The 13,767-nt window shown below is 59.9% G+C and carries 12 protein-coding genes; 5 read left to right on the top strand and 7 right to left on the bottom strand.

Features of this window, described 5'->3' with window-relative positions:
* The first annotated feature begins 26 nt into the window (after positions 1-26).
* Entirely contained in the window at positions 27-389 is a 363-nt protein-coding gene (locus FJ404_12560; GenBank protein MBM3823697.1) for a hypothetical protein, read from the top strand.
* Complete coding sequence (locus FJ404_12555; protein ID MBM3823696.1) at positions 386-1,294, top strand: carbohydrate kinase; 909 nt, start codon at positions 386-388, stop codon at positions 1,292-1,294. The genes FJ404_12560 and FJ404_12555 overlap by 4 nt, the downstream gene beginning before the upstream one ends.
* A 46-nt stretch (positions 1,295-1,340) precedes the next feature.
* Here FJ404_12555 and FJ404_12550 read toward each other — a convergent pair whose 3' ends face one another.
* Complete coding sequence (locus FJ404_12550) at positions 1,341-2,255, bottom strand: LysR family transcriptional regulator (protein ID MBM3823695.1); 915 nt, start codon at positions 2,253-2,255, stop codon at positions 1,341-1,343.
* A gap of 86 nt (positions 2,256-2,341) precedes the next feature.
* Here FJ404_12550 and FJ404_12545 point away from each other — a divergent pair, with 86 nt between their 5' ends.
* From FJ404_12545 to FJ404_12535, 3 genes are all read left to right on the top strand, one after another.
* A complete protein-coding gene (locus tag FJ404_12545) occupies positions 2,342-3,610 on the top strand; it encodes a cation:proton antiporter (protein MBM3823694.1) in 1,269 nt (422 codons plus the stop codon).
* 479 nt (positions 3,611-4,089) lie between these two features.
* Positions 4,090-4,914: a type II secretion system protein gene (locus tag FJ404_12540; protein ID MBM3823693.1), complete on the top strand. Its 825-nt coding sequence runs from the start codon at positions 4,090-4,092 to the stop codon at positions 4,912-4,914.
* Positions 4,803-6,509, top strand: coding sequence for a hypothetical protein (locus FJ404_12535; GenBank protein ID MBM3823692.1), 1,707 nt, complete (start codon positions 4,803-4,805; stop codon positions 6,507-6,509). The genes FJ404_12540 and FJ404_12535 overlap by 112 nt, the downstream gene beginning before the upstream one ends.
* A 399-nt stretch (positions 6,510-6,908) precedes the next feature.
* Here FJ404_12535 and FJ404_12530 read toward each other — a convergent pair whose 3' ends face one another.
* The 6 genes from FJ404_12530 to FJ404_12505 form a co-directional block, all read right to left on the bottom strand.
* Complete coding sequence (locus FJ404_12530; GenBank protein MBM3823691.1) at positions 6,909-8,003, bottom strand: sugar phosphate isomerase/epimerase; 1,095 nt, start codon at positions 8,001-8,003, stop codon at positions 6,909-6,911.
* Between the two features lie 223 nt (positions 8,004-8,226).
* Entirely contained in the window at positions 8,227-9,330 is a 1,104-nt protein-coding gene (locus tag FJ404_12525) for a phosphatidate cytidylyltransferase (protein ID MBM3823690.1), read from the bottom strand.
* Positions 9,331-9,510: 180 nt separating this feature from the next.
* Positions 9,511-10,011, bottom strand: coding sequence for a hypothetical protein (locus FJ404_12520; protein ID MBM3823689.1), 501 nt, complete (start codon positions 10,009-10,011; stop codon positions 9,511-9,513).
* A 132-nt stretch (positions 10,012-10,143) separates the two neighbouring features.
* A complete protein-coding gene (locus FJ404_12515; protein MBM3823688.1) occupies positions 10,144-11,940 on the bottom strand; it encodes a hypothetical protein in 1,797 nt (598 codons plus the stop codon).
* A 5-nt stretch (positions 11,941-11,945) separates the two neighbouring features.
* Positions 11,946-12,299, bottom strand: a complete 354-nt coding sequence (locus tag FJ404_12510; GenBank protein ID MBM3823687.1) for a hypothetical protein — start codon at positions 12,297-12,299, stop codon at positions 11,946-11,948.
* 372 nt (positions 12,300-12,671) lie between these two features.
* Positions 12,672-13,124, bottom strand: a complete 453-nt coding sequence (locus FJ404_12505) for a hypothetical protein (protein ID MBM3823686.1) — start codon at positions 13,122-13,124, stop codon at positions 12,672-12,674.
* Between the last annotated feature and the right edge of the window lie 643 nt (positions 13,125-13,767).

Below are 13,767 nucleotides of genomic sequence, written 5' to 3'. Positions count from 1 at the left end.
AAGCCGCCAGATTCCCGTCATCACCAATGAAGTCACCTCGCCCTGCCTCCTGCCTGCTGGTCGTGGCGGGCGTTCTGGTGGGAACCGCGCGCGCACGAGCCGCGGAGAATCAGCGGCAGATCGGCGTGTCCCTCTTGAATCCGGCCAATCCGTTCTTGGTCGAATGGGGACGAGCCTTCAAGGAAGGGGCGGCGTTGCAAAAGGCCGGCCTCTTCGACGCCGATCTCATTTCATTTCCTGATCGCATCGGCGAAATCGCCGCCCAGACATCTTGCAAGTATTTCGACGGGGAAGATGTCGCGGCTGAAGTCCTTGTTCCCGCGGCGCTCGATCTCCAGACGGACCCCGCCAGGACCCTGGATGGCGCTGATCGTTTCGTCTTCTCGTGAACGAACCGGTTTTGGGGATTGGCGAAGTGTTGTGGGACGTGCTGCCCGCGGGACGGCAGCTCGGAGGCGCTCCCGCGAACTTCGCCCACCACGCCAACGCACTCGGCGCCAGGGCGCTTCCCGTGAGTGCCGTGGGTGATGATGCGTGGGGTCGCGAGGCCGGCGAACGATTGCAATCCGCCGGACTCGACACTCGCTTGTTGGCGGTCGATTCAGCGCATCCCACAGGCACGGCTGAGGTGGGGCTGGACGCCGAGGGCAAGCCCGCCTTCAGCATCCGGCGGGGGGTCGCTTGGGATTTTCTGGGTAGCCCATCGCACCGCGCTCCCGCCTCCGTCGAGAACGCCATGGAGGAAACCAGCGCCGTGTGCTTCGGCTCCCTCGCGCAACGAAGCGCCCCTTCGGCGGAAACGATCCAACGATGGCTGAGCCTCACGCGACCGGATTGCTTGCGCGTCTTTGATATTAATCTTCGTTTTCCCGACGTGGACACCGCGCGGATCCGGCAGTCGTTGTCCCGGACTACGCTTTTGAAATTGAACGACGAGGAGTTGGTCTGGCTCGGGCCCGCGCTCGGATGGGTTTCTCGGGAGGACGAGGTGATGCGGGAACTTTTTCGCGCATTTCCAATCCAGGGGGTGGTGCTGACGCGGGGTGAGAAAGGTGCGCGTTTGATCACGCGCGAGCGCGTGGTCGAAGCCCCGATGATTCCAGTCGAGCGGATCGAAGACACGGTTGGAGCAGGGGACGCGTTTGCCGCGGTGGTGACCGTCGGATGGCTTCGAGGATGGAGCCTCGAGACGATGGCGGTGATCGCGTCACGAGCCGCGGCATTTGTCTGCGGGCAACGGGGTGCCACGCCGGACATGACAGACTTCTACCGAGGGCTCAAATTGGAACTCTGAACCTGAATCCTGAAGTGGAAGGATTCCGGGCCCGCCGGACTGCTTTTCAAGCAGGCCGCAGCCTGGGCCACAGCGATCCCGCCGCTTTCCATTGCTCAATCAATTCACGAAAACGTCGGACCTCGGCCGGCTCGCCGGGTTCTTTCCAGACCAGAACCAAAGGAACCGTGATGGCCGGGCGGAGGGGAATGAAGCGCAGGGAACCTCGGGCGGGGACCACAGAGTCGGGGACCACGGCCCAACCCTCACCCGCTTCGGCGTAATGAAGCACGGTGCTGATGAGGCTGGGAGTGCGCGCGATGCGGGGCGCGAAACCCGCGTCCAAGCAGCCCTTGAGGACCGCGTCGTGCAACCCCATGCCTTCACGGCGGGCCAGGACGATCAAGGACTCGCCCGCCAGGGCTGGCCACGGCAGGAACCGGGAGGCAGACCGGGGATGAGAAGCGGGAAGCGCCGCGCCGAGGGGTTCGTCGCGTAGCAAGAGCGTGCGCAGTCCACGCCCCGGATGAGACTCCACGGGCCGCGTCAAGCCGGCGTTCAACCGCCCTAGGGCCACCCTCTCCCAAACCCGTTCCGGCGTTCGCTCCTCCAGATGGATGGAGACACGCGGATGCCGTTCCCGGAATGTCCTCAGAAGGCGTGCCAGGAAGGGTTCGGTCGGGAGGCCGATATAGCCCAACCGCACTTCACCTTCCTCGCCCGCGGCGGATCGTCGCACGCGGCGAATCGCTTCCTCGTAGCGGTCCAGAATGAGCCCGGCCTCTTGGAGGAGAATGGAGCCGGGTGGTGTGAGTTGGACGTGGTGCCGCGAACGATCGAGCAAGCGGACCTCGAGTCGGATTTCAAGCTCCTTGACGGCGCGGCTGAGCGCGGGTTGCGCCACACGCAACCGGACGGCCGCGCGGGAATAGCTTCGTTCTTCGGCGACGGCTTGGAAGTAGCGCAGGTGTCGAAAGTCCACAAAGGACATTTAATAACAGAATGGCATAACAAGAATAGGAAAATGATATTTCCGTTACAAGGGATGCATGGCAAGCTGGACGAAGCGTGAGCAATCTCCAGCTGGCCATTTACTTCTTTTTTCAAATCGCCGTGATCCTGGCGGTGTGCCAGGCGGTCGGGAAAGTGGCGGCGCGCTTTGGACAGCCCCAAGTTGTGGCGGAGATGATTGCCGGGGTGATGCTTGGTCCTTCCCTGTTGGGCTGGCTCTGGCCCGAGGCGTTCGCTCGCCTTTTTCCCAAGGAGACCTTGCGGGTCTTGTTCCCGGTGTCCCAGCTTGGTCTGGCGGCCTACATGTTCGTCGTTGGCATGGAGTTCCGGGTGGATATCGTGCGGGATCGATTCCGGAGCGCGGTGGCGGTCTCCACGGCCGGCATGGCGGCGCCGTTCGTCCTGGGGGGATTGCTCGGTTGGTACTTCCATGCGGAAACGGCCCTCTTTCCCGCCGATGTTTCGAGGATGGAAGCGATTTTATTCTTGGGCGCTTCCATGTGCATCACCGCCTTTCCCATGCTGGCGCGGATTATTCATTTCAAGGGACTGGCGGGCACCACGATGGGGACGGTGGCTTTGGGTGCGGGCGCCATCGACGACGCGGCAGCCTGGTGTCTGCTCGCGTTGGTGCTGGCGAGCTTCGACGACCAACCCGCCCGGGCGTTGCTCAACATTGGCGGGGGAATAGGTTACGTGCTCGTCACGCTCGGCGTGGTGCGTCCCATCCTGGCTCGCTGGGCGCGAGCGATCGAAGGTCGTGGCGTGCTCTCAGACCGGGAATTCGTCGTGTGCCTCGTCTGCCTGGCTCTGGGAGCGTGGTTTACGGATCTCATCGGATTGCACGCGGTTTTTGGCGCTTTCACTATGGGAGTGGCCATGCCGCGCGGGCTGGTCACGCGCGCCTTGATCGAACGGATTCAGCCATTGACGGTGGCTCTGCTGCTGCCGTTTTTCTTTACCTACTCCGGATTGAACACGCAGATCACTCTGTTGGATACCGCTGCGTTGTGGGGCATGGCGGGATTAGTGTTGGCGGCCGCGATGGCTGGGAAGGGAGGAGCGTGCTGGTTGGCGGCGCGTGCGACCGGGATATCCCACAGGGAATCCTTGGGCATCGGCACCCTCATGAACGCACGCGGCCTGATGGAGCTGATTATTATCAACATCGGCCTGGAGCGCGGACTGATCACCCCCTCTCTCTTCGCGGCTCTGGTGATCATGGCCGTCGTGACGACCTTGATGGCTTCGCCCGTGTTTGACCGGTTGGTGCATCGTGGTTCTGCAGCAGCCCCACCCATGCCCCGGGGTGAGTTCACCAACTGATTTGTAATAGATATAGACTTGACCCCATTGCCCCCCGACCCCATTGCCCCCCCAGGGAACCGATTCCTCAGGAAGGGGAAGTCTTGGTCTTATTGGTGTTCATTCGTGAGATTGGTGGGCAACTCCGCTCTGCGTGGGACAAGCAGGGTTCGGGATGTTTTCTCATTGGCCGGGCCTCATCACCGGGACTGAACGCCCTTGGTGGGGTGTCAGTCTTGGTCGTCCGACGGGACGGGCACCCAGAGCCAAATGTGTCGGCAGGCTTTGGCTTGTCGCCGCGGTTCTGGGAATTCTCCACGCCGCTTGGGGCTGTGACAGCACGGAAACTCCGGTTGACCCAGCCAGGCTTGGCCGGTTCGGCCTGGTTGCACATGGCCCACAGCACCCCTGTCCGGACCGCAGTCGGAGCCGATTGAATAGATAACACCGAGCGGAATTTCGGCTTTCAGAGTCGCAACGATCCTGTCAGAGTTTTGTCCATGATACCCAAAGCAGCGGCACACCGGCACCGGTCAGGTTTTACGTTGATCGAACTGCTCGTCGTGATTGCCATCATCGCGATTCTCGCCGGCATGTTGCTCCCTGCGTTGAGCAAGGCCAAAGTAAAAGCACAGAGCCTTCAATGCATGAATAATCTGCGCCAGGTCATGCTCGCATGGCGCCTCTATGCGGACGACAACCAGGGAAAGTTGCCGTTCAACACCGTGACCGAACGCGACCTGACCCGGAGTTGGTGTACCGGATTCATGAGCTATAACATGACTAATCCGGACAACACCAATAAGCTCCTTTTTACCAAGGCGCTCATGGGGCCGTATTTCAGCAGTGAAGCAAGCATCTTCAAGTGCCCGGGCGATCGCACCGTCAATCCGCCCCGCAAGGACCCGCGAGTCCGGAGCATTGCCATGAACGCGTTCGTGGGTGGATTCTGGGATGGTTCCTCGTGGTCGCAGATCGCCGAGCGAAAGCCCACTTGGAAAGAGTATCGCACGATCGACTCCTTCGACGCACCTTCCCATCGGTGGGTGTTTACCGATGAATGCCCCACTCTGAACGACGGCTTCCTGGTGCATCTGATGCCCATCGGCACCACCGTGTTGCCCAAGAATGGATCGATGAACGACTCTCCGGCGAGCTATCATGGCGGATCCGGAGCCCTCTCTTTTGCCGATGGTCATTCCGAAATCCATAGATGGAGAGATGTGGCCACTATCCGGCGGACGACGCATCCGACCGCAGCCGGTGGGCTTTCACCCAACGACTATTTGTGGCTCGCCGAGCGCACGACCGGTCCTGTCCGTTAGCCGAAGCGCTTCCAATCAACCATCACCTGTTTTCAACCGTGGCTTGGGTTTTCGGCCGTTGCTTCTATTCGCCGTGTGTCCACCCGTGCTGCCGAACCGGCGATCAAGCGCGTCGCGGCGCTCATGAACGTTTGCCGCCATCATTCCCACGCGGACGCGGTCCTGAACCCCTTCCTCATGACATGCACGTTTTCGACTCGCGATCTCCAGGAAATCAGAAACTGATGCAGTCGACTGATCTTTCACTCAATCCATGTTTGGTTCGATCCCGACGAACTCATCCCTTCCTCCCTTGCTTTGCCTATCGGCACTCGTTCCTGCGCCGGATCGAAGTCGCGTCGTGGCTCCTTTTGGGTCTGCTAGGCATCTTCGGCGCCGCGGCGGCGGACTGGCCGGGTTGGCGCGGGCCGGCTCGTGACGGGCATAGTGCCGCCGGTGGTCCGGCGCTGCGCGGATTGCCGGCCGAGCCCCGTCGGGTCTGGCGTCTGAAGATTGGCGACGGGCTGGCTGCGCCGGTCGTGGCCGGGTCACGCGTGTACTATCTCGATGCGCAGCATACGAAAGAGACCGTGCATGCCATCGACCGCGAGACGGCCGAGAAGGTCTGGAGCGTCACACTTGACGATGGTTTCAAGAACGGCCAGACGGCGCCGGGGCCGCGCTGCACGCCGCTTGTGGATGGAGAGCGCATCTATGTACAATCGTGCCGGGGTGAGCTCCAATGCCTGGGCGCCTCGGATGGCAAGTTGCACTGGCGGGTCAATTTTCTGCGCGACTTCCAGTCCGAGTCCCCCGCGGAAGTGGGCAATAACCAGGGAGCGCAACGCCACGGGTTCACCGCGGCGCCGTGGGTGGAGGGAAACAAATTGATCGCGCTGGTGGGCGGCACGCATGGCGCCGGGGTGGTGTGTTTCGACAAGCGGACCGGCCAGGTGCTGTGGCAATCCCAGAACGACCGCGCGGCCAACGCAGCCCCCATCGTCACGACCTTTGCCGCGACGGAGCCCCGTCAGATGGTGGCATTCACGGTGGAGGGGTTGATCGGAGTGAACCTCGACAACGGCGCGTTGCTCTGGCGTGTGCCGAGGACCACCACCTATGGCCGGCACGTGATGACACCGGTGGTGGTGGACGGCATCGTGATGGTCTCCTCGAAGGAGAACGGTCTGATCGGGGTCGCTCCGGCGTTCGATCCGGTGGCTCGTCGATGGAACGCACCCATCGTCTGGGGGGCAAAGGAGATTCTGGTCAACTTTTCCAGCCCCGTCGCGGTGCGTGGCCATCTGTATGGACTCGGCCCGGAGCGGAATCTCTTTTGTGTTGAAGTTAAAACCGGCGCGATCAAGTGGTCCAAAGGGGGATTCGCCACCCAGTCCGCTGAGAAGTCCCACCTTGGTTTAATCGCAGTGGGTAGCAACCTCCTGGCGCTCACGGAAACAGGCGAACTGGTGCTGGTGGCCGCGGATCCTGCGGGATATCGCGAATTAGGCCGGGTGCAGGCCTGCGGCTCGAACTGGTGCAATCCGGCTTATGCCGAAGGACGCCTCTATCTGCGCGATGGGAGGGAATTGAGCTGCATTCAGTTGACGCCCTGACAGCAGCAGGGGTGCCTGCAATGGATCTCAACTGCTTTGACTGGGGCGTTGCCCTGTTCGAATGGTGTCCTAACTCATACCATGACTCGCAACCGCGATGGTGTTGGGTTGCGTATCAGCCTGCCCGCGGTGCGATGCGATGCGTCGCAAGTGGTCCTATTAGCGATCGTATCATGTTGCCCGGAGGGTTGATTGTCGTCCGGCCCACCCCGTATCGTCCACAGGATGAGGTGAAATCACGCACCTGCTATTTCGATCGTTGTTGAAGCTTCACTTTGGGAATGTCGAGAAGAGGCAGATCGTTTTGTTTCATGTCATTGCGAGAACGACTGCCTCGTGGCCGATTCGATTCGGTTGCCGGAGTCTGAGGGACGCGGAAGTTGAGAGCATCTTGAACCCTCACATTCTTCGTCCCAGACCGAGAGTGTTCTTGCAGTAGGCGATGCTGCGTTCGATTTCGCCTTTTTGATATTCCTGGCCGGCTTGAGGGTTGGGCGCGCGGAACTCGGGGATGGCTTTGCCTTTCTTGGCGAGGGCCATGAAGCGGGCGAGATCCCGGGCTTCCATCTTCGGCCAATGCGTCCAGAACTCGTTTTCAAACAGGGCTAAACGCCGGGTGAAGCCCGAGATGGTCTCGATGTGGACCGGTGCGTTGGGGCAGACCCGGATGAAGTGTTCGAAGAAGGATTTGAAATCGACGATGCCTTCCCCCATCGCGGTCCATTGCACGGCAACTCCTTTCTCGTACTCCCAAATCATGGAATCGCGCAGGCTGGTGGTGAGCACGTAGGGACCGAGGATTTCGAGATTGCGGAGCGGATCTTCCATGGTCCAGCAGGCGTTGCCTGAATCGAGGTTGGCGCCAACGTAGTCGCGTCCGGCGGCTTCGATCAGGGTGACCAATTCGCGGGCCTGCATGTCGCCCGCGTGATTTTCGACGGCGATTTTGACGCCGGAATCGAGCGATTGGTTGCGGCAGGCCCGGCAGACGGCCACGGTGTCCTCGATGCGGGCTTCGATGCCGCCGGCGCTCTTGCGGTCGTCCCCGTTGCCGAGGATGACGCGAAAGACGGGAGACCCCAGCGCTTTCGCCATGCGCAGGCCAAGGCGGAGATGTTCCTCGGCGGTGCCCCAATCCTTTCGGAATGATTTGGCGGTCGGGCAAATGCTCCAACTGCCCAATTGGATTTGCATGCCCTGATCCTCGGCGCGCTTGCGGATCTCGCCCAGGGAGGCGTCGTCTCGTTTTTCGAAGGGGCCGAAATCCGTGATGAAAATGGAATCCACCTTGAGTTTCGCGCCGTACTCGATGAGTTGAACCGCGTTCCATTTCATGTCGCGGACCGCGAAATTGTCGAAGCCCAGTTTCAAGCGATGCTGGGGGTTCGCTGCTCGGGCTGAAATTTGATCGACGACACCGGCGCCGGCGAGGGCGGCGACGCCTTTCAAGAACGTGCGACGGGTGGGTGCGGAAGCAGTTGAATAGGAATTCATAGGCGAGCGGTGAATGGTGACGGCATGTTTCTCATGCTCCGGCTCACGGGTGCAAGCGGGATCCCCGCGTGGCCAGCAATCCTCATTTTGCGGAACGCGGCTCTGTGCGAAGCCCCAGCCGCAGCGGTCGGCCCTGGTGAGGCGGCCATTTTCCGTAGAATCGGCTGCGGTGGGTCGGGACGACACAGCCGCGCTCCGGTCAAGAATGAATAGCAGTGCGAGATCATGGGTGCGTGAGCACGTGGCGCAGGTAAAGGTACATCAGTGGGGCATTGAACAGCAGGCTGTCGAGAAGGTCCAAAATGCCGCCAATCCCTGGAAAGAGCCGTCCTGAGTCCTTCACTCCGGCTTCGCGCTTGAAGAGGGACTCGATCAGATCGCCCAGCACGGCCGAAACGCTCAGCAGGATGCCGAGGATGAGGGCGTGGAGGAAATTCATTCCGTAAAGGTGGCTTCCGGCCAAGTGGGCGAACAAGAGGCTGACTCCGGTGGAGACCAGAATGGCGCCGGCGAATCCTTCCCACGTCTTGCCGGGGCTGATGCGCGGAATCATTTTGTGTTTCCCGATCATCGAGCCGACGACATAAGCGCCAATGTCGCTGAACTTTGTAACCACGATGAAGTAGAGGAGATAGAATTTGCCGTCTCCACCCAGCTTGGGATGAAACGTGATTTTCTGAAGGAAATTCAACAACCAGGGCACATACATGAGCCCGAACAGGGTGACGGAAATGGCGAGCAGTCCGTCCGGATTCTCGCGATTGAAGAACTGCCTCAGGCAAAGCCCGAGCACGAACAGCACGAGGAATCCGGTTTCAAAATCATTGGCCTTGGCAGGCTGGAGCACGGGTCCAAGTCGTTGGGTAAGCCAAAGAAAGGTGCTGAACAAGAGGAGGAGTCCTCCGAAAATGCCCCAGCCTCGATAACAGGGATAGCCCCGCTTGCCTGCCAGGTCGTAAAACTCCCATAGTCCCGAAGTTCCCAGCGCGAGCAAAATCACAATGAAAACCGCGTTGGAAAGGCTCTCGTAACCTGAGAAAAGGGCGGTGAGAATCGTGGTCCAAAGCACCGCGGTGCTCGCAAGCCGGCGTAGAAAAACGGCCCCTTTCATCATCGTTGGCAACGAAGGCGGCGTGGACATTGCGGAGGAAAATGCGCGAGGAAATGGCGACTGTCGAGCGTTCAGACCCGGGGGGATGCGAGCCCGGTGCATCCCGATGTTGCCGGTGATGCAGGTAGGGCGCGTCCGTCCCGGCGCGCCGCCGGAGCATGATGTTTTGCATCCCGTGGGCGGCGGGCTGGGACAGGCCCGCCCTACCAACAACATCGGGATCCACGGATGCGAGCCCCCAACCTCACGGGGAAGGCAAGTTTGGTCGCCCACCAGGAATGGCGAAATGCTGCGGTCCGGTCGCCCGGTCCTGATCCATCGCGGTGCCTGGCTTCGGACCGCGATGCCCTTGGTCGCGCGAACGCTTTGGGCCGGGTCAGTGACCGCCCGCTTCAATCAAGGCGAGGGGGGCGGGGCAGCCTTTTCGAGTGGTGCCTCAAATCGGAGCGATCCCACCAGGGAGGCGAGGAGGGGGTGATGCTTTTCAACGGAATCGGGATGTCCGGCCAGTTCAAAACGCATGAGTCCGGCCGGGCTAGAGCAAAACACTCTTCGCTTGAGAAATTTGGGTTTGCCTGGAGTGGCCCGGACCAAGTCGAAGCCGTGCCCAACAAGGCCGTCTGCCCAAAAAACGCCTCGCGGGGTGAGGGTCCATCCTGCCGGATCTTCGTTGTTTCTCGCCAGCGACTCCCATTCTTGAGTGGCGGAGAAGGCGGGCAGGTTGGTTTGGCCCGGATCCAGGATCATGGTGAGGACCAAGCCGAGTTCTGTGCCTTGGAAGATCAATGTCTTATCCCGGGATTTGACTTGGAGATTCCAATCCGCAGGAGGCAGGAAAACGAAACGTCCGGCTGGGGTGAGGATGATGCCGCTGACAACCTCACTGTTTTCAGGCATCGCCTCACGACCATGGAAAAAGCGAAATCCCTCGGCTTCGCGCCCCGAGGCTTCGGCGGCAGAGAATCCGTGGGGTGCCCAGAGAAGGCACCATGCACCGATGACTTGCGTCCAGAGGTGCCGCATGCCGGGTTACTCGATGAGGTCCGGCTTGATTTGGGCGTAGGAAGCGCGCATCACGGTGCGCAAGAAAGGTGTGGCCGGGGGGAGCTTTTTGACGTCGTCGAAATTGGAATCGTAGGCAAAACTCCGAATGGGGGGACGGTAAATGGTGGAACCGCTGGTGATCGGCGCCGTGGCGTAGAGACTCTGGTAAAGGACGGCGATGGACCCGTTGTAGTTCAGTCGGAGTCCGTTCCAGTCTTCGAGCAGGCGGAGACTGTTTTCGAACCCGCCGCTGTAGGCGCCGCTCCGAGTTGGGACAATTCCGGTAATCATGGCCGCATTGACGGTGGTGGGGCGCGCTACGCGACTAGCAATCGTGAGGCCGCTATTCATGTCGGACCAATTGGTCGAGAGGATGGTGATGGCATCTGAAACCAGCAAGGCTGGCTGAGATCCGGCTGTATTGGCGGTTCCGATCTCATCCGGACTCACATTGAAATGTCCGACCACGTACATTGGATTGGGGGTGACAATGGCCAATCCCCCTGTGGGGAGTGTGTCCGCATTGACGATGCGGAGGGCGGTCATGTTGGTGGAGGATTGGGACCGGTGATCGGCCACGTAAATGACCCTGGGTTGCCGGCCGAGCACCGAGACGAGATAGGGCATGACATCGATCATTTCATCCACATCGAATTCCGTGGCCAGGACATTTCGGTTCTCGCGCCGGTCGTAAAAAATCTGGTTCGTCGACAGGATGCCATCATAGACGTTGGTGGTGTAGGTCACGCGAGTTTTTCGTCCCCGTCCCCGCCCGCGCCCGGTGCGATTGGTGACGATGACGGTGGTGTCGAACAGATTGGTGGCGGGGATGACGGTCGAAAAACCATTGTAAGCGCCGCTGAAGACCCGGGTGATGGTGTTCGAAACGAGGACGATCAAATCCGCTTGATTATAAAAGCGGTGCTTCCCGAGCGGAGAGGATGGGGATTCAGCGGTGGAAGGAATCTCGACCAGAAGGCGGAGGTTATTCGAAGTGTTGGGGACGCCGATCGGGATATTGACCGCGCGAACGCCGCCGTCGCGTTCACCCCGAAACTCGATGACTCCAGGTGAGCGCAGGTTGGGGTCGCCGGGTTTCTTGCCTTGCACCAGTTGTTTGCCGGCGGTGACGTGGCTGCCGAAGGACAATCGCGCGCCGCCGGGCTGCAAGTAGAGGTTTTCCGTGCAATGGACCGGGCCTAGAATGTCAAAGTTGAAGCCGGGACAGATTTCCAGATCAATGGCGTAATAGGCCGCGTATTCAAAGAGAGGAATTTCGGCGAGCTGAATGTCCTGGCGCACAGCGGAAACCATGCTTCCCGAGGAACTGGCGAGCAGGCGGGCATTGGAGAGGACTCGATACGTCGCGCCATAGCCCTGGAGTCCCGTGTATTTGGTGGTGAGGAGACCATAGGTGCGCGGGGTGAGGCGTTCCACGAAAGTGCGATCGGTGTTGCCGCGCCCGTCGCTGAACCGGTAATTGCTCCAGACGGGATTTTCCGAAGGAACAGGCACGAGCCGCCGGTAGTCCCCCAGCTTGTCGTAGACGTAGGACTCACCGTTGGTTTGGAAATCCTGGGCCACCTTGGCGATGACCTTCTGAGTGGCGACTTCGGCGACGGAGACGTTGCTGATGAAAAGATTATTCCGCTGGGTGAGCATCGCGTTGTTGGATGCCCAGCGGAGCGCGGCACCCACCATGGCCAGGCCGATGCCGGTGAAGACCAGCACCATGATCAGAGCGTAGCCTTTGCGGCTAGGGTTTCCGTGGCTCGGTTTCATGCCTCTTAATCGGTGGCACGGCGCGCGATGCGGGTTCGAACTCGATACGAATCGAAATGGGTGGACTCATCCAACCGCGAGCGCGGATTGGGTAACTCGAAGAATTGCAGGTCCACTCCGACGACGAAATTATTCTGGGGATTGGTCAGGACGTTTCCCCGGTGATTCTCCACCGTGAAGACAATCCGGTTGCTGATGGAAGAAGCCACGGTTTCGGCCGTGGTGGAACCGTTGGTGACGCGCTTCAAGGATTGGTCGGAGGCATCCCAAAAGTAGCGGGTGAACTGGTTTGTGTTGGTGGTGGAATGGAGTTGAACCGCATTGCCTTGCTGGTTGGCATTCACCGCGGCCGGGGTCATTCCGTAGAGTGTTCCGTCGCCGACGGAAAGCAACCGGGCGGATTGAATGTGGAGGTCAACCTCCCGACGACGCGTTTGCTGTAGTCGTTGGCGCCGAGTTTCGACTGAGTGATTTCAAGAACTTTGAGTCCGAAGAAATTCGAGGAAATCAAACCCAGGACGAGAAACATGAAGAGGGTCGAGGCGACGAGAACCTGCGTGAGCGTCAGCGCTCGTTGGTATTTACGATGCTGTCGGTTGTGCCGGATTGCGCCAAGGTTCGCAAACCCACCGCGCGGGAGGTGTCCACATGGAACCGCGATCGCTCCTCGTGCCCTGGAGGGCAATGGCTTCGCGCGGGCTCCTAGAGACGAAACGGGCGAGACTCGCCATTCATGAATCTGGTGCTCGATACGCGATGATGGTATTCGTGAAAACACCGCGGGATAAGTAGGACCACGTGGTTTCCGAGCGAATCATCTTCAGGGGCGGGTCTGAAGATATCGTGGAGATGGTGGTGCGATTCGTGGCCCACGACACGTTGGTGCCTTTCCGAGGCAGGCTCAGTTCGACCACCTGCATGGGAAAGTGGGTCGCGACCAATTCGTCGAGGGGAGACGCGGCGCCCGGTTCCCACTTCGCCGCACGCGTTTGTTCGACCCGTTGGATGGATTGCTCGTTGGCCGCCGCCGAGAGGGCGGACCATTCGGCACGCTCCGCCGCCAGGATGTATCCCGAAATCACGCCCGTGATTCCCACCGCACTGATCGCGACCGAGGTGACCACCTCCAGCAGGCAAAAGCCGGAAGTCCGCTGGCACTTCGTTCGATTTAGTTTCGGAATCACGCGAGCTTTCAATAAAGATATCATCCGCGTTGGCAACTCATCCGACGCCATGGATCAAGATGGCGTGAAGCAAGCCCAATTCCGAACTCTCCACTTGAGTTTAGGATTCAACTTGTTTCCTATGTGTTTGATGTGAAGCACGTTGAAGAGCATATCGAGAGGGGGCTCGATTCTCAAAATCAAGATCGAGAAGCGCAATTCTCAAGGTTGAGATGAATGGGCAGCTTGGAGTAGGTCCAGCCTTTCCCGTGACCGAGCCATTCGGACTGTCGGAGTAGTGCCTAAATTCTACTTAACCTGACTCCAGGATGTCCGAAGGTATACTCAACGCAGTTTAACGAGGTCGTGGCGGGGTGGACCTCCTCGGGCTGCGGAAAAGAAGCTCAAGAGACCAGTTATGAACTCTCGAAAAGGTCCTTTTACGATAAAGACGAGACTGCAACAGCGACTCATGTGGGTTATCGTGCTGGGCATGACGGTACCTACATTGGTATTTGGAGGCAATCTTTTTGTCTTGATTCAAAAGTGGTCAAACCAGCCTCAACCACTCCAGGCGCTGGAAATGGTCATGAACTGCGTGCCGGTCGTAGCCATCGCGTATCCGATCCTGATTTCGTGCGTGCTCTACGTGGCATTGCAAGTA

The organism is Verrucomicrobiota bacterium, assembly GCA_016871495.1.
Lineage (GTDB): Bacteria > Verrucomicrobiota > Verrucomicrobiia > Limisphaerales > VHDF01 > VHDF01.
The sequence above is the reverse complement of the archived record's forward strand: the minus strand, read 5'-3'. Positions and strand labels throughout refer to the sequence as shown.